The organism is Streptomyces sp. NPDC054961 (assembly GCF_053609145.1).
In genome coordinates this window covers 392,103-411,914 of the sequence record NZ_JBSGWY010000002.1, presented here as the reverse complement: position 1 = coordinate 411,914, position 19,812 = coordinate 392,103, and the positions used below count along the sequence as shown (strand labels likewise).

At 71.7% G+C, this 19,812-nt stretch carries 20 protein-coding genes and 1 rRNA gene; 11 read left to right on the top strand and 10 right to left on the bottom strand.

Going from position 1 to position 19,812, the window contains the following annotated elements:
* The first annotated feature begins 137 nt into the window (after positions 1–137).
* Positions 138–255: ribosomal RNA gene (gene rrf / locus ACWF9Z_RS04125) — 5S ribosomal RNA — on the top strand.
* 144 nt (positions 256–399) lie between these two features.
* On the top strand, positions 400–954 hold the full coding sequence (locus tag ACWF9Z_RS04120; protein ID WP_453597185.1) for a GNAT family N-acetyltransferase: 555 nt from the start codon (positions 400–402) through the stop codon (positions 952–954).
* Between the two features lie 50 nt (positions 955–1,004).
* Here ACWF9Z_RS04120 and ACWF9Z_RS04115 read toward each other — a convergent pair whose 3' ends face one another.
* The 6 genes from ACWF9Z_RS04115 to ACWF9Z_RS04090 form a co-directional block, all read right to left on the bottom strand.
* Positions 1,005–2,510 carry a type VI secretion protein gene (locus ACWF9Z_RS04115; RefSeq protein ID WP_453597183.1) on the bottom strand — a complete coding sequence of 502 codons (1,506 nt, stop codon included), beginning with the start codon at positions 2,508–2,510 and terminating at the stop codon, positions 1,005–1,007.
* Between the two features lies 1 nt (position 2,511).
* Positions 2,512–3,933, bottom strand: coding sequence for an ATP-binding protein (locus tag ACWF9Z_RS04110; RefSeq protein ID WP_453597181.1), 1,422 nt, complete (start codon positions 3,931–3,933; stop codon positions 2,512–2,514).
* 19 nt (positions 3,934–3,952) lie between these two features.
* Complete coding sequence (locus ACWF9Z_RS04105) at positions 3,953–5,524, bottom strand: SCO6880 family protein (RefSeq protein ID WP_453597179.1); 1,572 nt, start codon at positions 5,522–5,524, stop codon at positions 3,953–3,955.
* On the bottom strand, positions 5,521–6,858 hold the full coding sequence (locus tag ACWF9Z_RS04100) for a hypothetical protein (protein WP_453597177.1): 1,338 nt from the start codon (positions 6,856–6,858) through the stop codon (positions 5,521–5,523). Before ACWF9Z_RS04100 ends, ACWF9Z_RS04105 begins: the two co-directional genes overlap by 4 nt.
* On the bottom strand, positions 6,848–7,687 hold the full coding sequence (locus ACWF9Z_RS04095) for a hypothetical protein (RefSeq protein WP_453597175.1): 840 nt from the start codon (positions 7,685–7,687) through the stop codon (positions 6,848–6,850). The genes ACWF9Z_RS04100 and ACWF9Z_RS04095 overlap by 11 nt, the downstream gene beginning before the upstream one ends.
* An 85-nt stretch (positions 7,688–7,772) precedes the next feature.
* The gene (locus ACWF9Z_RS04090; RefSeq protein WP_112452163.1) at positions 7,773–8,081 is read right to left on the bottom strand and encodes a hypothetical protein; all 309 of its coding nucleotides are present in this window, start codon (positions 8,079–8,081) and stop codon (positions 7,773–7,775) included.
* A gap of 424 nt (positions 8,082–8,505) precedes the next feature.
* Here ACWF9Z_RS04090 and ACWF9Z_RS04085 point away from each other — a divergent pair, with 424 nt between their 5' ends.
* A complete protein-coding gene (locus ACWF9Z_RS04085) occupies positions 8,506–9,099 on the top strand; it encodes a hypothetical protein (RefSeq protein WP_453597173.1) in 594 nt (197 codons plus the stop codon).
* 138 nt (positions 9,100–9,237) lie between these two features.
* On the opposite strand, the gene ACWF9Z_RS04080 is transcribed toward ACWF9Z_RS04085, so the two are convergent.
* Complete coding sequence (locus ACWF9Z_RS04080; RefSeq protein ID WP_453597242.1) at positions 9,238–10,029, bottom strand: pentapeptide repeat-containing protein; 792 nt, start codon at positions 10,027–10,029, stop codon at positions 9,238–9,240.
* A 311-nt stretch (positions 10,030–10,340) separates the two neighbouring features.
* Between ACWF9Z_RS04080 and ACWF9Z_RS04075 the strand changes: the two genes are divergently transcribed.
* From ACWF9Z_RS04075 to ACWF9Z_RS04060, 4 genes are all read left to right on the top strand, one after another.
* Complete coding sequence (locus ACWF9Z_RS04075) at positions 10,341–11,135, top strand: thioesterase family protein (protein WP_453597171.1); 795 nt, start codon at positions 10,341–10,343, stop codon at positions 11,133–11,135.
* A gap of 87 nt (positions 11,136–11,222) precedes the next feature.
* Positions 11,223–12,962 carry a serine/threonine-protein kinase gene (locus ACWF9Z_RS04070; RefSeq protein ID WP_453597169.1) on the top strand — a complete coding sequence of 580 codons (1,740 nt, stop codon included), beginning with the start codon at positions 11,223–11,225 and terminating at the stop codon, positions 12,960–12,962.
* 76 nt (positions 12,963–13,038) lie between these two features.
* Positions 13,039–14,058 carry a C40 family peptidase gene (locus ACWF9Z_RS04065; protein ID WP_453597167.1) on the top strand — a complete coding sequence of 340 codons (1,020 nt, stop codon included), beginning with the start codon at positions 13,039–13,041 and terminating at the stop codon, positions 14,056–14,058.
* 203 nt (positions 14,059–14,261) lie between these two features.
* Positions 14,262–14,981 (top strand): phosphatase PAP2 family protein, encoded by a 720-nt coding sequence (locus tag ACWF9Z_RS04060; RefSeq protein ID WP_453597165.1) that lies wholly within the window; start codon positions 14,262–14,264, stop codon positions 14,979–14,981.
* A 204-nt stretch (positions 14,982–15,185) separates the two neighbouring features.
* Here the strand turns inward: ACWF9Z_RS04060 and ACWF9Z_RS04055 are convergent, their stop codons facing one another.
* The gene (locus tag ACWF9Z_RS04055; protein WP_453597163.1) at positions 15,186–15,470 is read right to left on the bottom strand and encodes a hypothetical protein; all 285 of its coding nucleotides are present in this window, start codon (positions 15,468–15,470) and stop codon (positions 15,186–15,188) included.
* Positions 15,471–15,602: 132 nt separating this feature from the next.
* Positions 15,603–15,821, bottom strand: coding sequence for a hypothetical protein (locus ACWF9Z_RS04050; protein WP_453597161.1), 219 nt, complete (start codon positions 15,819–15,821; stop codon positions 15,603–15,605).
* Positions 15,822–16,255: 434 nt separating this feature from the next.
* On the opposite strand from ACWF9Z_RS04050, the gene ACWF9Z_RS04045 reads away from it, so the two are divergent.
* The gene (locus ACWF9Z_RS04045; RefSeq protein WP_453597159.1) at positions 16,256–17,092 is read left to right on the top strand and encodes a hypothetical protein; all 837 of its coding nucleotides are present in this window, start codon (positions 16,256–16,258) and stop codon (positions 17,090–17,092) included.
* A gap of 147 nt (positions 17,093–17,239) precedes the next feature.
* Positions 17,240–17,386, top strand: a complete 147-nt coding sequence (locus ACWF9Z_RS04040) for a hypothetical protein (protein WP_453597245.1) — start codon at positions 17,240–17,242, stop codon at positions 17,384–17,386.
* A 22-nt stretch (positions 17,387–17,408) separates the two neighbouring features.
* Here ACWF9Z_RS04040 and ACWF9Z_RS04035 read toward each other — a convergent pair whose 3' ends face one another.
* Positions 17,409–17,837, bottom strand: a complete 429-nt coding sequence (locus ACWF9Z_RS04035; protein ID WP_453597157.1) for a metal-sensitive transcriptional regulator — start codon at positions 17,835–17,837, stop codon at positions 17,409–17,411.
* A 195-nt stretch (positions 17,838–18,032) separates the two neighbouring features.
* Here ACWF9Z_RS04035 and ACWF9Z_RS04030 point away from each other — a divergent pair, with 195 nt between their 5' ends.
* Positions 18,033–18,653, top strand: coding sequence for a DUF47 domain-containing protein (locus ACWF9Z_RS04030; protein WP_214952272.1), 621 nt, complete (start codon positions 18,033–18,035; stop codon positions 18,651–18,653).
* A gap of 5 nt (positions 18,654–18,658) precedes the next feature.
* Positions 18,659–19,660, top strand: coding sequence for an anion permease (locus ACWF9Z_RS04025; protein WP_453597154.1), 1,002 nt, complete (start codon positions 18,659–18,661; stop codon positions 19,658–19,660).
* The last annotated feature ends 152 nt before the right edge of the window (positions 19,661–19,812 follow it).

Here is a 19,812-nt window from a genome sequence, read left to right as displayed (position 1 = left end):
CAGATGTGGAAGCCCGGTAACGGGTGGAGCTGACTGGTACTAATAGGCCGAGGGCTTGTCCTCAGTTGCTCGCGTCCACTGTGTTAGTTCTGAAGTAACGAACTGTGTTCATATCCGGTTGGTTAACTTCATAGTGTTTCGGTGGTCATAGCGTTAGGGAAACGCCCGGTTTACATTCCGAACCCGGAAGCTAAGCCTTTCAGCGCCGATGGTACTGCAGGGGGGACCCTGTGGGAGAGTAGGACGCCGCCGAACAATCATTGTGGGAAAGCCCCGCACCAGGTAACTGGTGCGGGGCTTTTCTGCGTTTACCGGGTCTTTTGGGCGGGCGCCTCGCGCCCACTTGCTCGCGCATACTCGGATGAACTCCGGCAGGCCTGCTGATTAGAATCCCGAGCTATGAACGAGCACGAGATACGGCCCGTACGCGCTGACGAGTGGGCGAAGGTCAAGGAGCTGCGGATCGCGGCCCTGCACGATCCGGTAGCCGCCGTGGCCTTCCTGGAGACCGTCGAACAGGGCGAGTCCAGGACCGATGAGTTCTGGCAGGACCGGGCGGCCGGTGCCGCGTCCGGGCGAGCGGTGCGACAGTTCGTGGCCGAGGCTCCTGACGGGCGGTGGAACGGGACCGTGACGGTCCTGGTGGAGGCCGCCGGGACGAGTGACGTCTTCGAGGGAGTCGTCGACCGCACGCAGGGGCACCTCGTGGGCGTGTACGTACGGCCCGAGGAGCGGGGGACCGGGCTGGTGGAAGCCCTGTTCGAGGCCGCGCTGCAGTGGGCCTGGTCGCTGGAGGAGCCGGCGCTGGAGCGCGTACGGCTCTTCGTGCACGAGGACAACCCGCGGGCGGCCGCGTTCTACCGGCGCTTCGGGTTCACGGCGAGCGGGCACGTCGTGTCGATGCCGGACGATCCGTCCGCGAAGGAGCTGGAGTACGTCTTCGCACGGCCGTAGCGGCCGTAGCGGCGGTAGCGGCGGTAGCGGCCGGCGCGGCCAGACGGGCCCTAGGGGCCGACGATGACGGGCAGGTCCGCTTCCGGCCAACGGGAGCGGGCCTGTTCGCGGCTGCGGCACAGGGCGACGAGGGGGAGCGTGTCGTCCTGGAGGAGCTGCGGGAGCTGGGGGATCGGCGCGACGGCGGCGATGTCGTCGAAGACGAGAGCCAGTGGTGGGTCGAGCCGACCGTGGGATGACCGTGCGGCCACGCGACGGCCGTGCTCGACCACGCTGGAGACGAGTGCGGTCAGCAGGGGCATCGCACCCGGGTGGGTCCGGGGATCTTCCAGCGGTTCACCCACCACGTAGAGGGTGCCCCCTTCGGAGACGAACGATGCCAGGGCGAGCGCGTCGGTTCTGTTCGGGGTGCAGGACTCGCGGATGTGGATCGAGGAGAGCGCGCTCAGCGCGCGGGCCGTGAGGTGCTGGGCGAGTTCGCGGCGCTCCGGGTGGGCGGTCAGGGCGCTCTCGAGCTCACCGGCCGTGCCGGGGGCGGCGGTTGCCGCCTGGGGATGGGTACGGAGGATGCGGACCGGCTCCTGGGCGTTCGTGCCCTGGGCCCAGCGGTGGAGCTGCTTGAACGGGCGGTTGTCGAGGGCGGCGGCCTGGAGCCAGCTGCGGAGGAGCGTTTCGGCGGTGTCCGCTACCGCGGTGTCCATGCGGGCCTGGGGGCGGACCGGGGCGAGGAGTGCGAGGGCGCGGGCGGCGGCGGTGTCGCGGTCCTCGCAGCCGGTGGCCGGGTTCCAGTGCAGGCGGGCCGGGGTGTCGCAGAGGTGGGACGGGTCGTAGAGGAGGACCGGGCCGAGTTTGGCGCGGGCGTCCTTGGTCTGCGACCAGAGGTCGGGGGAGGACGTGACGACGAGGATTGGGCCCGCCGCGGCGGAGATCGCTGCGCTGGCGGTGGGGTGGCGGTGTTCTGGCGGGGCGTAGATGAGGCGGCGGGGGGTGAGGGACGGCGGTGCCGCGTAGTCGTGGTGCGGGGTCGTTGCCGGGGGCCAGCCCCCGGAGCCCTGCGCCTCAAACGCCGGCGGGGCTGGAGTTGGCGTTGGCGTTGGCGTTGGCGCGGCTGGGACGGCCGCCGTCGGGCCGGGATATGCCGTCTGAGGGGCTGGAATGGCCGCCGGTGGGGCTGGAGTGGTTGGGGGTTTGGGGCGGGATCTGGTGCGGGCCAGGGTGGTCAGGGCGAAGGTCGTGAGGACCAGGAGGATCAGCAGTTGGCTGATGAAGAGGCCCCAGAAGAGGCCCCAGCCCGAGAGCGACGCGGGGGTGGTGTCCGGCCAGGCGGCCGGGAGGTCCTGGGGCTGAGCTATCAGGGAGCGGACCGCGGTCGGGGTGCGGGTGAAGGTGACCGTGTCCGGCCAGGCGCCCTTCGCGAAGAGGGCGGACAGGCCGGTGGCCGTCCAGACGAGGACGGCCAGGCCGAGGAGGAGGGCCAGCAGGCCGACCAGTAGTCCGTCCGGGATGCCGCCCTGGGGGCGGCCCGTGCGGTCCGTGCGGTCCGAGCGGTCGGGCATGTCAGGCCACCGTTGTCGCCGAGCCGGCGCCACCGCCGTTGCGGTGGCGTTCCATCAGGAGGGCGCGTTCCTCCGCCTCCAGTTCGGCGGCGAGGAGGTCGGCGGGCAGCCGGTGCTGGGCCGAGGTCTCGGTCATGGCGCGGTCCGTGTAGACGAGGGGGCGTTCCGCCTCGGTGATCAGGTGTTTGACGACCTGGACGTTGCCGTTGACGTCCCAGACGGCGATGCCGGGGGTGAGGGTCGGGATGATCTCCACCGCCCAGCGCGGGAGGCCGAGTACACGGCCCGTCGCTCGGGCCTCGTCGGCTTTCTGCGCGTAGATCGTGCGGGTGGAGGCCATCTTGAGGATGGCTGCGGCTTCGCGGGCCGCCGCGCCGTCGACCACGTCCGAGAGGTGGTGGACGACGGCGACGAAGGACAGGCCGAGGCGGCGGCCGAACTTGAGGAGCCGCTGGAACAGCTGGGCCACGAAGGGGCTGTTGATGATGTGCCAGGCCTCCTCGACCAGGAAGATGCGCTTCTTCCGGTCGGGGCGGATCCAGGTGTGCTCCAGCCATACTCCGACGATCGCCATCAGGATGGGCATGGCGATGGAGTTGCGGTCGATGTGGGAGAGGTCGAAGACGATCAGCGGGGCGTCGAGGTCGATGCCGACGGTGGTGGGGCCGTCGAACATGCCGCGCAGGTCACCGTCGACGAGGCGGTCGATCACGAGCGCGACGTCGAGGCCCCAGGCCCGGACATCGTCTATGTCGACGTTCATCGCGAGGGCGGATTCGGGCTCGGGGTGGCGGAGCTGCTCCACGATGTCGGTCAGGACCGGCTGGCGCGTGGTGATGGTCTCCACCACGTACGCGTGCGCGACCTTGAGCGCGAAGCCGGAGCGCTCGTCGAGGCCGTGGCCCATGGCGACTTCGATGATGGTCCGGAGCAGCGCGAGCTGACCGGTCGTGGTGATCGCCGGGTCGAGTGGGTTGAGGCGGATCCCGTCGTCGTTGGCGGCGATGGGGTCCAGGCGGATGGGGGTTATTCCCAGCTGCTGGGCGATGAGGTTCCATTCGCCGACGCCGTCCTCGCCCTGGGCGTCGAGAACCACGACCTGGCGGTCCTTGAAGCGCAGCTGGCGCAGGACGTAGGTCTTCTCGAGGGCCGACTTGCCGTTGCCGGATTCGCCGAGGACCAGCCAGTGCGGTGCCGGGAGCTGCTGGCCGTACAGCTGGAAGGGATCGTAGATGTAGCCCTTGCCGCTGTAGACCTCGCGGCCGATGATGACCCCGGAGTCACCGAGTCCGGGGGCGGCCGTGGGCAGGTAGACGGCCTGCGCCTGGCCGGTGGAGGTGCGCACGGGCAGTCTGGTGGTCTCGACCTTGCCGAACAGGAAGCTGGTGAAGGTGTCCGTCAGGGCGGACATGGGATCTCGCATGGGCGGCCATTCCCTCCAGCTAGCGTCGGATGCCGGTGGCGAACGGCAGGGTGTTGACGAAGGCGCGGTGGTGCTCGCGGTCGCACCATTCGAGTTTCAGGTAGGACTTGCCCGCGGAGGCGCGGATGGTGCGCTTGTCGCGGGCGAGGGCCTCGGGGGACCGCGAGGACACGGTGATGTACCCGACGAGGTTGACGCCCGCCGCGCCGCTCGCGAGGTCTTCGCCCCGCTGGTCGAGCCGGCCGTGGGCGGCGATGTCGCGGGGGTCGACGGTGCGGTTCATCTTGGCGGCGCGGCTGGCGTCGGCCTCGTCGTTGGTCTTCTCCGTGAGCATGCGCTCGATGGCGATCTCGGTGGGCTCGAGGTCCATCGTCACGGCGACGGTGCGGATCACATCGGGGGTGTGGACGAGGAGCGGGGCGAGGAAGTTGACGCCGACCGGGGTCATCGGCCACTCCTTCACCCAGGCGGTGGCGTGGCACCAGGGGGCGCGGGTGGAGGACTCGCGGGTCTTGGCCTGGAGGTAGGTGGGTTCCACGGCGTCGAGTTCGGCGGGCCAGGCGTTGCGCTTGGTCATGGCCTGGATGTGGTCGATGGGGTGGTCCGGGTCGTACATGGAGTGCACGAGGGAGGACAGCCGGCCCTGGCCGAGCGGCTGGCGTACGCGGATGTCGGCCTCGGCGAGGCGGGCGCAGATGTCGGTGAGCTCGCGGGCCATGACGATGGCGAGGCCGGCGTCGCGATCGAGCTTGCGGCCCTTGTACGGGGTGCCCGCGCGGGCGATGGTCTGGGCCTCGGCGGCGAGTTCGCGCGTGAAGTGCATGCAGGCGACGAGGTACGCGCGGTGCTGCTCCGAGGACGTGGAGACCATCGACTGGAGCTGGTCGTAGGAATCGCGCAGCCAGCCGGGGGCGTGGGTGTCGCCGCGCTGGGCGACGTCCTTGGCGTGCGCGTCGGGGTCCGCGGGGAGGGTGCGGGCGAGCATCTGGAGGCGGGTGACGAAGCCGTCGCCGTTGGCCACGTGCTTGAGGAGGGTGCCGAAGCGGTCCACGAGGGCCTCTTGGTCCTCGCTGTCGCGCAGGCCCACTCCGGGGCCCTCGATCTCGATGGCGGCGGTGACGGTCCTGCGGTCCGCGTGGAGGAGTACGGCGATCTCGTCGGGGCCGAAGGGCGCGGCGAGCCAGTTGATGCGGCCGATGCCGGGGGGCGGGCCGACTTCGACCTCGCGGCCGTCGGCGGTGCGGATGCCGGCTTCCATGGCGCCCGAGCGGAAGGTCGTGCCGCGGCGCAGGGTGCGCTTGTAGCTGCGGTTGATCTCGAACCAGCGGTAGAAGGTGCGGCCGCGGAAGGGGACGTAGACGGCGGCGAGCGCCAGCATCGGGAACCCGGCGAGGGTGACGATGCGCAGGGTGAGGGCGGGGACGAGCAGTCCGCTCATCATGCCGAGGAACGCGCCGGCGATGATCAGCGCGATCTCGCCGGTCTCCCGGTTCTTGCCGACGATCGCGTTCGGCCGGGCCCGGCCGATGAGATAGGTGCGGCGGGGTGCGATCGGGTGGAGTTGGTGGAGCTGGTGGGACTGGGTCGTCACCGCCCGTCACCTCCTGTGTTCCTCGTGCTGGAGCCCGTACGGGGCGGGGGCGTGGCGGCGGATCCGCCGCCGGTGCCGCCGCTTGTGCCGCTTCTGCCGCCGGAGCCGCGGCTGCTGTGCGCGGCCATGCCTCCGGACATCTGGTTGCCGCCGCCCGCGCCGCCGCTCGCGCGGTGGTCGCCGCCGCCGCTGCCGCCGCCGCGGCTGCTGTGGGTCTTGATGCCCTGGGAGACGAGGGAGGCGGGGGAGCTGATGACGGCGGCTGCCTGGGCGCCGTCGGTGGCCTTGCTGCGGGTGGAGCGGGCGGAGGCGATCTCGTCGCCGAAGCCGGGTACGAAGCGGTAGATCATCGCGGAGGCGAAGATCGCCAGGAGGATGATCGCGAGGCCGGAGACGACGGCGGAGAAGGCGTTGGGGCCCTTCTCGCCCGCCAGGGCCCCGGCGAGGCCGAGGACGATGACGATGACCGGCTTCACGAGGATCACGGCGATCATGATGCCCGCCCAGCGGCGCACGTGGCCCCAGAGGTTGCGGTCGACGAGGCCGGCGTAGACGACGGTGCCGAGCAGGGCGCCGACGTAGAGGAGCGCGGCCCGGATCACGAGCTCGAGGCAGAGGATGCCGGCGGCGAGGACGGTGACGAGGGCGACCACGATGAGCATGATCGGGCCGCCGCCGATGTCGTCGCCCTTCTTGAGGGCTTCGGCGAAGGAGCCGAAGAAGACGTCGGTCTGGCTGCCGGTGGCGGAGGCGATGACCTCGGTGACGCCGTCGGTGGCGGAGACCACGGTGTAGAGGATGAGGGGGGTGAAGGCGGAGGCGAGGACGGTGAGCCAGAGGAAGCCGATGGCTTCGGACATGGCGGTGGTGAAGGGGACCCCGCGGATGGCTCGTTTGGCGACGGCGAAGAGCCAGAGGACGAGGGTCAGGATGCTGGAGGCGGCGAAGACGATGGCGTACTGCTTGAGGAAGGCGCCGTTGGTGAAGTCGACGTTGGCCGTGCCGTTGACCGCCTTGCTGAGCTCGCCGACGATCCAGGCGGCGGCGTCGGCGCAGCCCTTGGCGAGGGAGGTCAGGGGGTTCAGGGCGTCGGTGGGGTCGCTGGGGGCGAGGCCCGTGCGGGGGGCTCCGCCGGTTGCGCCGTTGCCTTGCTCGCAGTATTCCCGGGCCGGCCCCGCGATCAGCCCGCAGGGGTCGTTGCTCGCGCTCGGCGACGGCGACGGCGACGGTGTCGGTGCGGCCGTCGCGCGGGCGGCGAGGAGGATCACCGCGGTCTGGAGGGCAGCTGCCGTGGCACCGATGCCGCGGAGCGAGAACCTGTGGCTACCGGGCATAGGTGAAGCCTCCGAATTCGGTGACGGCGCGGCCGATCTCGTCGGAGGTGGATACGGGGTTGTCGCCGGTGACCGGGGTGGGGCCGTCCTTCTGGGCGGTTTCGACGACTTTCCAGTCGGAACCGTTCCACTTGAGGGTGAGGGAGATGGTGAACCACCCGTTGGTCACAGGGCGGGTGGATTTCTCGCCGGTCAGACCGAACATGCCGATGCACCAGACGTCGACCGAGGCGGATCCGTCGGAGAGACTTTTGACCTTGGTGCCCACCGGCACGGTCCGGTTGACGAACGTGGATCCCGTCGGGGCGAGACCGTCCTTGGTCAGACCGATCTGGGCGAGCAGGCCGGCCGAATAGTCCGCGTCGAATCCGCTCTGGAGCTTCGCCCGGGTGCTCTCGTCCGCGACGGCGTCGACGATGGCGTGTCTGCGCGCGGGATTGAACATGCCGTCAGAACCCAGTGCCGCAGCATAGTTCGACGCCGCCGACTGGGCGCCCTGTTCGGTCTGGGGGAAGCCCTTCGGGATGCCCGCCGATTTGGTGTCGACCGGGGGGACGCCCGTGGCTGCCGTGGGGTTGGCGGCCGGGGGTTTGTCGGAGGCCTGCGGAGGGTCCTGGGGGGTGTGGGACTGGTTCGCGAACGCGATGGCGGCGATCAGGAGGACGACCACGCCGACGACCGCGACCAGGCCGCGGGAGGCGCGGGGGGCGCGGCGGGGCGAGCCGTAGGAGTCCGAGGAGGACTCCGGGAGGCGGGTACGGGTCTGGCCCGTGCCGCCGACTTCGCCGTGGCCCGAGCCGCTGCCACCGTACTGGTCGTCGCTGCTCATTCGGTGTTCGCCCCCTCCGCGTCGTTCGACGGTCGCGCTGGTATCCGCGCAGGCGCGGCGTGGTGAGTCCTCATCAGGGCTCTGGCTAGACGGCCATTCCGTAGACGATGGTGAAGAGCGTGCCGAGCGAGCCGATGATGAAGACGCCCGTCAGGCCGGCCACGATCAGGCCCTTGCCCTGTTCCGCGCTGAACGTGTCGCGCAGCGCCGTCGCGCCGATGCGCTGCTTGGCCGCGCCCCAGATGGCGATGCCGAGGCAGAGGAGGATCGCGACGGCCATGACCACCTCGACCATGATCTTCGCTTCGTTGCCGAGACTGCCGAACGGGCCCCAGTTCGGGGCGATTCCGCCGATGATGGTGGTGATGTCGCCTTTTTCGGCTGCCAGGATCATGTAACTCACCGCCCTGAAGGGGTAGTTCCGGTTGCCCAGTGCCCGGACGGCATGGGTCACGCTCTATCTTCGCTGATGAAACCCTCGTCGTATGTCGACTTGACTGCTCTCTTTACCCGATCTGCGCCCGCTGGTTCCGTTCGCCCGCTCTGACCTGGGCTCGGGCGGCGTGTGGGGGAAAGAACGTATGGTCACTCTGTGTATCACGAGGGGTGACCCCGGGCAATGATTGGGCTCCCGTCGTAACGGGTGCCTGCCGCGGGGCCGCCGTTCGGCGCAGTCGGAGCGCGTGTCGTTGGGCCATGTCGATGACATATGTCCGACTTTCCGTCAGTCATTCCTTCCTGGAGCGGGGTTGGGGGATGCTCCACGTCGTCCGGTACGAGCTGCCGCGCGGTGCGGCGAGGTGAGGAGTGGGCGACGGATGGGTGGTTTCAGCAGGGTGGGACGGCGGGCCGTGTGGGTGGCCGGTGGGGTCGCGGTGCCCCTGGCGCTGCTGTTCACGGGTGTCTCGGTCCCGGTGGCGGTCGCCGCCGGCGGTGGTTCGTGTGCCGGGCCCGGCGGGGACGACGGCCTTCGGTCGGTGAGGGCCGCGCCGGGCGCCGGGGCGGCGCCGCTGGGCGGTAGCGGGTGTCAGGGGTCGCGCGGCCCGAGAGGGCCGAAGGGGGACCGGGGGCCGAAGGGCGACCGCGGTCCGGCCGTTCCGTGCGCCGACCTGGACTCGGTCAAGGTCGGCGCCGATCAGGAGCTCAGTGCCGCGCTGAGCAAGGGGCGCGCGTACATCGGCCGGCGGACCGTGACCGCGATGACCGTCGGCCCGTACGTCTGGAAGGACCTCACCACGCGGGCGAACCCCGGATTCCCGAGGGACGCGTGCAGCGTGTCCATCACCTCCACCGGGAACCGGGCGTACGTGAAGGTGCTGACGCGCGGCGGGGACGTCTCCGAGATCGCCTGCACCTACTCGCCCACGAACATCAACTGCCCGCTGGGCTGGCAGGCGGTCGTCAAGCCCTGACGGCGGCCGCCCGGCCGACCGGCCGCCCGCCCGGCCGACCGCCGGCGCCGCGTCCGGGGTACGAGCCGGGCGCGGCTTTCCAGGGGGTCCGGTCGGGGCACCCCCGGGGTCCGGTCGGGGCCCGCGAGCGCGGGGTCTCTACGGGAGCCAGTGCGCGGGGTGGTTCAGGGCGGGCGGCAGGAGGGTGGCGGGGGAACCCTTGGCCGCGTTGAGCTGGGGCTGGGTGAGGAAGAGGGTGTCGCGGAGGTCGGCGCCGCGGAGGTCGGTGTCGCGGAAGTCCGCGCCGATCAGGTCGGCGGAGCGGAGGTCGGCGCCGCTGAGGTCGGCCGCGATGAGGTAGGCGCCGCGGAGGTTCGCGCCGCGCAGGTCCGCGCCGGAGAGGCGGGCGCCCATCAGGTCGGCGCCGCGGTGGTTCTTCTTGCGGCCCGGCACCTTGGCCCGTACGAGCTCGCTGGCCTTCAGGAGGAGGCCGTTGACCTCGTGGCGGAGGGGGCCGATGTCCAGTGCCGCGAGGGCCTGCGGAGTCGCTTCCGTCCAGCGCGCGGTGTCGGCGAGGGCGGCGCGGAGGTCCGCGTGGACGGGGCGGGCGGTGGGGAGGGTGAGGGCCTCGCGGACGTACGCGAGCAGCTCGTGCAACTGCCGCATCACGGGGAAGACCTCGAACATCGCGGCGGCCGTGCCGGGATGGGAGCGCCAGTCGCGGCCGCCGAAGGTGACCTGGGAGACCTGCTGGCCCGCGCCGAAGCAGTCGAAGACGGTGCAGCCGGGGAAGCCCTCGTCGCGCAGCCGGGTGTGGATGCCGCAGCGGAAGTCCTGCTGGAGGTTCTTGCAGGGGGTGCCGGCGGGCTTGTTCACCGCGAAGTCGGTGGATTTGGCGAAGGGCAGGGCGACGCAGCAGAGCGCGAAGCAGCGGGCGCAGTCCGCCTGCAGGACGGGGAGCGCGGTGCCGGCGGGCGCGGCGGGGGTGGCGGGCGCGGCTGGGGAGCCGGGGGAGGCAGGGCTGGCGGGGCTGGCGGGGGAGGCGTGAGGCTTGGGCACGTCGTCATTGTCCCCCGGTGGGGGAGAGGGGGGCGAAAGGCGCCCCTAGGGGTCCTGGGCGTCACCGGGAGCGCGCCCGGGGTGCCGCGGGGGACGCAGGGGGCACCGGGGGACGCGGGACGGTTGCGAGGGCCGTCTGCCGGGGGCCACGGAGGCGGATGAGGTCTGGCGGGAGTGGGTTACTTGTCGGTAGCGTTAGTGGCATGGGTGAGGTGGAGGCGTTCTACGAGCGGATCGACACGGGCCGGTTCCAGGCCACCGGCTACACGCGAGGCCCGTGGGACCCCGGATCGCAGCACGCCGGGCCGCCGGCCGCGCTGCTCGGCCGGGCGATCGAGGAGCGGCCGGGCGGGCGCGAGGACATGCGGATCGCCCGGATCACGTACGAGATCCTGCGCCCGGTGCCGATCGGTCCGCTGGAGCTGACCACCAGCGTGGTGCGGGCCGGCCGCGGCACCGAGGTCGTCGAGGCCACGCTGGCCCCCGCCGGGGCGGCGCCCGTGATGCTGGCGCGCGCCCTGCGCATCCGGGTGGCGCGGGAGTCCGTACCGGCCGTCGCGCCGGGGCCGGAGCTGCCGCCGCCCGGGGAGGTCGGGGTGACGTCGTTCTTCCCGGTGCCGTGGGAGACGGGCTACCACACGGCCATGGAGACCCGCTTCACCGAAGGCGCGTTCGTCGAGCTCGGTCCCGGCACCTGCTGGATGCGGATGAAGGTGCCGCTGGTGGCCGGGGAGGAGACCAGGCCCCTGGACCGGGTGCTGGTCGCCGCGGACTCGGGCAACGGCATCAGCTCCGTCATGGACTTCGGCCGGTACGTCTTCGTCAACGGCGACCTCACCGTCCATCTGCACCGCCACCCGGTGGGCGAGTGGGCGTGCGTGGAGGCGCGTACGAGCGTGGACGCGGCCGGCATCGGCCTCGCTGACGCCCGTCTGCACGACGAGAAGGGGCCGATCGGGCGGAGCGCGCAGAGTCTGTTCGTGGCGCCGAGGCCTTAGCCGGGGGCCGGCTGGTGGCCGAGGTGTGCGCCCGGCCCGGTCAACCCGCTTGATCCGTACGGGAGTCGCTGTGGCACCCTCGTGCGGATGGAGGCTCTGAGGGATACCGACCCCGCGCACATCGGGGCCCACGCTCTGCTCGCCCGGCTCGGCGCCGGCGGGATGGGGCAGGTGTATCTCGGGCGTTCGCCCGGCGGGCGGCTGGTCGCGGTGAAGGTGATCCGGGACGAGATCACGGGCCATCCGGAGGCGCTGGCGCGGTTCCGTCGGGAGGTCCGGACCGTCGGGGCGGTGCGGTCCGCGTACACGGCGAACCTGATCGACGCGTCCCTCGCCGCGCCCCCGTTCTGGCTGGCGACGCAGTACGTGGCCGGCCCGACGCTCGGTCAGGCGGTCGGGGAGCGCGGCGCGCTGCCCGCGCAGACCTGCCGGAGGCTGTTCGCCGCGCTGGCGGAGGGGCTGGCGAGCGTCCACGCGCACGGGGTGACGCACCGGGACCTCAAGCCGCAGAACGTGATCCTGGGCGCGCAGGGGCCGCAGCTCATCGACTTCGGCATCGCGAGGGGCGTGGGCGAGACGGCCCTCACCCAGGACGGCCAGGCACCGGGGACGCCGGGGTACACCGCGCCCGAGGTGTTGCTGGGCGCCGAGGCGGGGCCCGCCGCGGACGTTTTCGCGCTGGGGGCGACGCTCGCCCACGCGGCCACCGGACGGCCGCCGTTCGGCACGGGCGTGGCGGCGACGGTCAGCTACCGCGCGGTGCACGAGCCGGTCGATCTGGCCGGGGTCGAGCCGGAGCTGGCGGCCCTGATCGAGGCCTGTGTGGCGAAGGATCCGGCGGCCCGGCCGGGGCCGGCCGAGGTGATCCGGCGCTGCGGGGTGCGGGACACGCTGATGGACGACGCGTCGTACGCGGCCCTGGGCGCCCTGGGCGAGGCCGTGCCGGTGCACGAGATGCGGACCCAGGGCCCGGGTGCCCCGCCGCCGCACGCGCCCGCGAGGCCGTACGGTGCTGCGCCCTCGGCCCCGTACGGGTACACGCCCACCCGGAGCGTGCCCGCCGCCCCGGTGCGCCGGGGCCGGGCCGGGGCCTGGCTGGCCGCGGGGGTGGCCCTGGCCGTCGTGGGGGCGGTCGCGGTGTGGAAGCTGCCGCTGGGCGGGCCGGGCGGGGACGGCGACGGCGCCCGCGGCGGGGAGCAGGGGCGCGGTCCCAGCCAGAGCGCGGCTGCGAGCCCGGCTGCGACCCCGGGTGCGACCCCGGATCCGGGACGGAGCGGCGATTCGTCGGGGCAGCCGTCGAAGGCCGCCGCCGGTCCACCGGTGTTTATCGCGCAGACGGCGCCGGACTTCGACGACTACGACCCCACCAAGAACGTCTGCGCGGAGCCGGCGCAGGAGGACGCGAAGTCGGTCTTCCAGATCTCGGTGACCACGGCCGGGACGGACGCGTCGCACGAGGTGAAGCCGGGCACGGTCCAGATCGGGTTCCGGGTCAAGTCGGCGGCGTCCGACATGCCTCCGTACTACGTGGCCGTCGTGGTGAAGCCGCAGCACGAGGTGGACGCGGGCGGCCGCTCCACGGCGGTGACCGACAACCGTCAGCTCGGCTTCGTGGCCAGGGCCCGCGACGTCTACGAGGGGACCCCGACCGACTGGAAGTTCCTCACCTATCCCGACGACTTCTCGATGCGGCTGAACGGAAAGACCGTCAAGGCACCGCCGCTCGCGCAGGATCCGGGTGGCTGGACCGTGGTGTTCCGGCACGCGGTTTCGGACACGGAACACAAGAGTTTCTGGTGTACCGGTTTCGACAGCGGTCCGCCATAGGGATGACTACGGGGGATGCTTCGACACGGACGGTGAATGGCGCGGGATTGACGGTTTGATGGGGGAGGGTTGACGGGTGCGCAGAGTCTGGGTGATCGGCGGTATCGGTTTCGGAGCGTGCCTGTGCTTCGTCGCCCTGCTCGTGGTCGGTACGTACTCGGCCGCCGCGGGGTTCGCGAGCGGTGCGGGCGGACGGGCGGTGGGCCTCGCGAAGGGGGCCGTGCCGGGGAAGTACCAGGCGCTCGTGCAGAAGTGGGGCAACCTCTGCCCGACCTTGACCCCGGCCCTGCTGGCGGCGCAGCTCTACTCGGAGAGCGGGTGGGACCCGGGCATCGTGAGTCCGGCCGACGCGCGGGGCATCGCGCAGTTCATTCCGGGTACGTGGGCCACGCACGGCATCGACGGGGACGGTGACGGCGACCGGGACATCTGGGATCCCAACGACGCGATCCCGTCCGCGGCTTCGTACGACTGCGAGCTCGCGCGCTACGTGAACAAGGTGCCCGGGGACGCCGTCAAGAACATGCTCGCCGCCTACAACGCCGGTCCGGGCGCGGTGATACAGCATCAGGGGGTCCCGCCGTTCCGGGAGACCCAGGGGTACGTGAAGACGATCACGACGCTCGCCAAGAGCTTCGAGGCCCCCGTCGGGCGGGTGGCGCCGTCGCAGCAGGCGGCCGGGGCGATCTACTTCGCGCAGAAGCAGTTGGGGACGCCCTATCTGTGGGGCGGGAACGGAACGGCCGACCAGGGCGGGCGGTTCGACTGCTCGGGGCTGACCAAGGCGGCGTACGAGTCCGTCGGGATCGACCTGCCGCGCGTGGCCAACGACCAGTACAACGCCGGGCCGCACCCCTCACGGGCGGAACTGCTGCCCGGGGACCTGGTGTTCTTCTCCGACGATCTGACGAACTCCCGGGAGATCCGGCACGTCGGGCTGTACGTGGGCGGCGGTTACATGATCAACGCCCCCTACACCGGCTCGGTGATCCGCTTCGACAAGATCGACACGCCGGACTACTTCGGCGCGACGCGGGTGACCAAGGACGGCGCGGAAGCGCTGCCGCGGCGCGAGGGCGCCGGCAACACAGCGTGAACCGAAGGCCCTGAGCTGCGACGATGAGTCACTCTTCGATAACGTTGGAGTGATCATTCGGTGGAGAGTGGAACGCCGCGGCCAGAACGGGCGTTCCATGGTCACGGGGACTGAATCACCGGACTGCATACCGGGGGGCGAAGGGGCGCACACAGGAGTGCGTCCACCGGCGTACCGAGGCAAGGGCAAGGGGCCGCATCACCATGGCTGGACTCACAACGGGTGGGCCGAACGTGGATGTAAGCCTGCTGTACGAGATCAACGGGCTGACCCGCCATGCCCCCCCGTGGATGGACCGGACGGTCGCGCTCGTCGGCGAGTACGGGATCCCGCTGGCCCTCGTGCTCCTGGTGCTGTGGTGCTGGCGCGGGGCGCGCCGCCGGCAGGACGAAGCCGCGGCCGTCGAATCCTTCACCGCCCTCGTATGGGCCCCGCTCGCCGCGGGAGCCGCGCTGCTCCTGAACGTCCCCCTGCGGGAGTTCGTGGGCCGGCCGCGGCCCGCCGCACAGCACGAGGGGGTCGAGGTGCTGGATCCCGGAGCCGGGATCAGCCACAGCGCCTTCTCCTTCGTCAGCGACCATTCGACCCTCGCGATGGCGCTGGGCGTCGGGCTGTTCGTCGCGCACCGCAAGTTCGGCTACGCCGGGATCGGGCTGGCCCTGCTGGAGGGCTTCACCCGGGTCTACATGGGCCTGCACTACCCGACCGACGTCATCGGCGGATTCGCCCTGGGCACCGCGGTGGTGCTGCTGCTCGCCCCGCTCGCCATGGCGCTGCTGACCCCGGTGGTGCGGGCGGTCGCCCGGTCGCCCCGCCTGGGCGTACTGGTGCGCGCACGGGGCCGCGTGGTGGCCCGGCCGGTGGACCTCGCGACGCCGACGCCGCCCCCGGGGCGCGGCCACGAGAGCGACCTCGCCGCCTGAGGCCGGGGCGGGCCGAACTGGTGGCGACCCGCCGGTGGCGACCCGCCGTTCGTCACCGGCCGTTCGTGACCGGCCGTTCGTGAGCCGCCGGTCATCCGACGGAGTACGCCTTCCACACGGCCAGCGCCGCGGCGGCCAGCAGGCACAGCGCGGCTGCCCCGAAGAAGAGGCGGACCGCCGTCGGGCGCGTGCGCGTGCGCGGGGTCACGGTTCCCCGCCGTCGGTGCCTTCCACGGCTTCCACGGCTTCCGCGTCCTCGCGGCGGTAGTGCGAGCGCAGCCACAGCCCGGTCGCGGCGGCCGCGCCGGTGGTGACCCCGATGGCCAGGGCGACGTCGCCGGGGCCGTCCGCCGTACCCACCGGGCTGGCCCGGGCGGGGGCGGTGGCGGCGCCGACCGTGGCGGCGGGGGCCGCCGCGGCCGGGGCGAGCGCGATCAGCGGTGCCCCGAGGAGGGCGGCGAGGCGTGGCGGGAGCGCGGGTCCGGGCATGAGACAAGGGCATCCGGTCCCGGGCGTGCGGGCCAGCGGGGTCGTCCGATCGGGCGACCGGGCCGGCGGGGCCCGTCCGCGGGCCGGGCGCGGCGGCCGGCCGGGACGGTGCGAGCGGGGTGGCCGGTGCGGTTACTCCGTGGTGTGCCGGGTGGCGTCCTTGCGGGCCAGGTCGCGGGATCGGCGGGCCGGGCCGCGCCATCCGCAGGTGCAGGCGGCCAGGCAGAACGAGCCGCGTTCGGAGGTGCTCGTGGAGTGACCCGGGGGCGGCAGGTCCGGTCCCAGCGGGTCGCGGGGCAGCGGTACGGCGGCAAGCGGAGGGACGAGGGTCGCTTCGGTGTGCGGGTCCACTCCACCACGGTACCCGGCATGTCCGGGCTGGGGGACTGCCGGGAACCGGTCGGTTCCACGGTGCGGAGCCGGGACCGCAACCGGGGGCCGGACCGGAGCCCGGACCGGAGCCCGGACCGAGCCCGGACCGAGCCCGGACCGAGCGCGGACCGAGCGCGGACCGAGGTCGGACCGAGCCCGGGCCGAGGTCGGACCGGGCGCGGCACGGGCGCGCCACGGGAGTCGGACCGCGCATCGGACCGTGAGCCGGACCGGGTGCGGCAACGGGCTCCGGAACGGCGGGTGTTGGTTCCTGGAGGTTCGCCCGCCGTTCCCCCGGGGTGCGCGCACCGTTCGAGGAAGGGTCCGGCCCGTGACGGGAGACCCCGGACCTCGTTAAACGGAGCGGGTGGGCCTCGGGCAAACAGCGGTCACGCGTTGGGGGTTGGCAGGCGATGGTGGTGCACCAGCACAGGCGGCGGCCGGGACGCGCTCAGGCGGCGTTCGCGGTCGGCCTCGCCCTGGCGGTCGCGGCGTTGAGCGGGTGCGGCGGTGACGCGGTCGCGGGTGACGACGGCAAGCCCGCCCGGGACCCGGCGGCCACAGTCCGCGCAGCCGCCGACGTGCTCGCGAAGACGGGCAGCGCGCGGGCCCGTACGGCGATGGAGATGGCGACCGGGGGCACCAGGGTCACCATCCGGGGCGAGGGCGGCGTCGACTTCAAGAACCGGATGGGCCAGCTCCTGGTCATGCTCCCGGACGACGCCAAGGGCAAGGCCGAGCACCGGCCGATCACCGAGCTGCTGGTCCCGGGGGCGCTCTACATGAAGAACCGGGGCGCGGGCGTCCCGGACGACAAGTGGGTGCGGGTCGACACGACGGCCCTCGCCGACGGGAACCTCGTCACGGGCGGGGCCACCGACCCGGTGGCCGCCGCCGAGCTGCTGCGCGGCGCGCAGGAGGTGACGTACGTGGGCGAGACCGAGGTGGCCGGGACCAAGGTGCGGCACTACCGGGGTACGACCGACATCGCGCGGGCGGCGGCCGCGGCCTCGCCGGCGGTGAAGGGGGCACTGGAGGCGGCGGCGAAAGGGTTCAGCAAGGACGCCGTGCCGTTCGACGCGTACCTCGACGAGGAGGGCCGGCTGCGCAAGGTCAGCCATCGGTTCACCTACGTCAACCATGGCGTGATCGATGTGTCCTCCACCACGCTGCTCTACGGGTTCGGGACCCCGGTCACCGTCGTACTGCCCCCGGAAGGGGACATTTACGCGGGAAAGATCGCCGACTAGCCGGTGGAGGGTGCGCGGGGCGACGCGATCGGGCCATGCCGGGTATCCGGAAATGGTCCATCCGTGTCATGCGCGGGGAGCCTCCCGGTCCCTACGCTGAGAAACCGAGCGCCGGCGACCGGACGACGGCAGAGAGAGGTGACACGCGTGACTCCCGCAGGCGGTACGACCGTGCAGGACCACGTGGCTCTCGCCGAGATCGACCTGTGCGGCGAGCTGATCATCGCGGCCTCCGCCGCGCACGAGGACCGGCTCAGCCAGGACCGCATCGACGAAGTGCTGATGGGGCGCTAGCCCAGCCCGCCGCCGTCTCCCCTCAGGTGCGCAGCAGCCGTGCGATCGCCTTCGTCGCTTCCTCGACCTTGGCGTCGATCTCGCCCCCGCCCTTGACGGCCGCGTCCGCGACGCAGTGCCGGAGGTGCTCCTCCAGCAGCTGGAGCGCGAAGGACTGCAGTGCCTTCGTGCTCGCCGAGACCTGGGTGAGTATGTCGATGCAGTAGACGTCCTCGCCGACGAGCCGCTGGAGGCCCCGGATCTGGCCCTCGATCCGGCGCAGCCGCTTGAGGTGCTCGTCCTTCTGGTGGTGGTAGCCGTGCACCGCGCCGGTGGCCGTACTCGCGTCCGTGTTCGCGTCCGTGCTCCCGGTCGCGTCCGTGCTCGCGAGCAGGCTCGCCTCCGTGCCGTCCGCCGCTGCGACGACCGTGCCCGTTTCGGCTCCGGAGCCCTCCGCCTGGATGGCAGTCATGCGTCCTCCTGTGGTCCGGATCGAGGGGTGCATACCCCTCATGGGTATAGGGTACCGGGCTCCGTCCGCGGGGGCAGGGGTCCGTCGTCCTCAACTCTGCCCGATGGAGGACACTGGGGAACTGCCGGTTAGCCGTGGCCGGGGGATGCGCCTAGCATCAGCCTGACCGAATCCAATGCACCCCGAGGACCTCACGTGCGATTTCGTCTGACCCCCAGGGAGACGAGCTTCTACGACATGTTCGCCGCATCCGCGGACAACATCGTCACGGGCTCCAAGCTCCTGATGGAACTGCTCGGAGCGGACTCCTCCGCCCGAGCCGAGATCGCGGAGCGGATGCGGGCGGCGGAGCACGCGGGGGATGACGCCACGCACGCGATCTTCCACCAGCTCAACTCCTCCTTCATCACGCCGTTCGACCGCGAGGACATCTACAACCTGGCGTCCTGCCTCGACGACATCATGGACTTCATGGAAGAGGCGGTCGACCTGGTCGTCCTCTACAACGTGGAGGAGCTCCCCAAGGGCGTCGAGCAGCAGATCGAGGTGCTGGCGCGCGCGGCCGAACTGACCGCCGAGGCCATGCCGCACCTGCGCACCATGGAGAACCTCACCGAGTACTGGATCGAGGTCAACCGTCTCGAGAACCAGGCGGACCAGATCCACCGCAAGCTGCTCGCCCAGCTCTTCAACGGCAAGTACGACGCCATGGAGGTGCTGAAGCTCAAGCAGATCGTCGACGTGCTCGAAGAGGCGGCCGACGCGTTCGAGCACGTCGCGAACACGGTGGAGACCATCGCGGTCAAGGAGTCCTGAACCTCGTGGACACCTTTGCTCTGATCGTGACCATCGGTGTCGCGCTCGGATTCACCTATACCAACGGTTTCCACGACTCGGCGAACGCGATCGCGACCTCGGTCTCGACCCGTGCGCTGACGCCGCGCGCCGCGCTCGCGATGGCCGCGGTGATGAACCTGGCCGGCGCGTTCCTCGGCAGCGGGGTCGCCAAGACGGTCAGTGAGGGCCTGATCGAGACGCCCCAGGGGACCCGGGGCATGTGGATCCTCTTCTCGGCGCTGGTCGGCGCGATCGTCTGGAACCTGATCACCTGGTACTTCGGCCTGCCCTCCTCCTCGTCGCACGCGCTGTTCGGCGGCATGGTCGGCGCGGCGCTGGCCGGCGGGACCGAGGTGATCTGGTCGGGAGTGATCGACAAGGTCGTCATCCCGATGTTCGTCTCCCCGGTCGTCGGCCTCGTCGTCGGTTACCTGGTGATGGTCGTCATCCTGTGGATGTTCCGCCGCTCCAACCCGCACAAGGCCAAGCGCGGTTTCCGCATCGCGCAGACGGTCTCGGCGGCCGGCATGGCGCTCGGCCACGGTCTGCAGGACGCGCAGAAGACCATGGGCATCGTGATGATGGCCCTGGTCATCGCCGACGTGAGCAGCGCGGGCGCCGAGATCCCGATCTGGGTCAAGATCGTGTGCGCCGTGATGCTGTCGCTGGGTACGTACGCGGGCGGCTGGCGGATCATGCGCACCCTCGGCCGCAAGATCATCGAGCTGGACCCGCCGCAGGGCTTCGCGGCGGAGACCACCGGCGCCTCGATCATGTTCGGCTCGGCGTTCCTGTTCCACGCGCCGATCTCCACCACCCACGTGATCACCTCGGCGATCATGGGCGTGGGCGCGACGAAGCGGGTGAACGCGGTCCGCTGGGGCGTCGCCAAGAACATCATCCTGGGCTGGTTCATCACCATGCCGGCCGCGGCGCTCGTGGCGGCGGTCAGCTTCTGGATCGTGAACCTGGCCTTCGTGAAGTAGCGGTGGCCGTCCGCGCCCCGGCGCGCGGGCGAGGACGGAAGCGGGGGGGGGGGCCCCCCCCCCCCCGGGGCCCCCGCCCGGGGTTTGTTAGGCCCCCCGGGGGGCGGCCCCCCCCACCCCCCCCCCCGCTGAGCGACACCCCCCCCCCCGGG

Bases quoted from the DNA above. Each gene is read 5' to 3' on its own strand.
- ACWF9Z_RS04120 (WP_453597185.1), top strand. From the start codon at position 400: ATGAACGAGCACGAGATACGGCCCGTACGCGCTGACGAGTGGGCGAAG.
- ACWF9Z_RS04115 (WP_453597183.1), bottom strand. From the start codon at position 2,510: ATGCCCGACCGCTCGGACCGCACGGACCGCACGGGCCGCCCCCAGGGC.
- ACWF9Z_RS04110 (WP_453597181.1), bottom strand. From the start codon at position 3,933: ATGCGAGATCCCATGTCCGCCCTGACGGACACCTTCACCAGCTTCCTG.
- ACWF9Z_RS04100 (WP_453597177.1), bottom strand. From the start codon at position 6,858: ATGCCCGGTAGCCACAGGTTCTCGCTCCGCGGCATCGGTGCCACGGCA.
- ACWF9Z_RS04095 (WP_453597175.1), bottom strand. From the start codon at position 7,687: ATGAGCAGCGACGACCAGTACGGTGGCAGCGGCTCGGGCCACGGCGAA.
- ACWF9Z_RS04090 (WP_112452163.1), bottom strand. From the start codon at position 8,081: ATGATCCTGGCAGCCGAAAAAGGCGACATCACCACCATCATCGGCGGA.
- ACWF9Z_RS04085 (WP_453597173.1), top strand. From the start codon at position 8,506: ATGGGTGGTTTCAGCAGGGTGGGACGGCGGGCCGTGTGGGTGGCCGGT.
- ACWF9Z_RS04075 (WP_453597171.1), top strand. From the start codon at position 10,341: ATGGGTGAGGTGGAGGCGTTCTACGAGCGGATCGACACGGGCCGGTTC.
- ACWF9Z_RS04070 (WP_453597169.1), top strand. From the start codon at position 11,223: ATGGAGGCTCTGAGGGATACCGACCCCGCGCACATCGGGGCCCACGCT.
- ACWF9Z_RS04060 (WP_453597165.1), top strand. From the start codon at position 14,262: ATGGCTGGACTCACAACGGGTGGGCCGAACGTGGATGTAAGCCTGCTG.
- ACWF9Z_RS04055 (WP_453597163.1), bottom strand. From the start codon at position 15,470: ATGCCCGGACCCGCGCTCCCGCCACGCCTCGCCGCCCTCCTCGGGGCA.
- ACWF9Z_RS04045 (WP_453597159.1), top strand. From the start codon at position 16,256: ATGGTGGTGCACCAGCACAGGCGGCGGCCGGGACGCGCTCAGGCGGCG.
- ACWF9Z_RS04035 (WP_453597157.1), bottom strand. From the start codon at position 17,837: ATGACTGCCATCCAGGCGGAGGGCTCCGGAGCCGAAACGGGCACGGTC.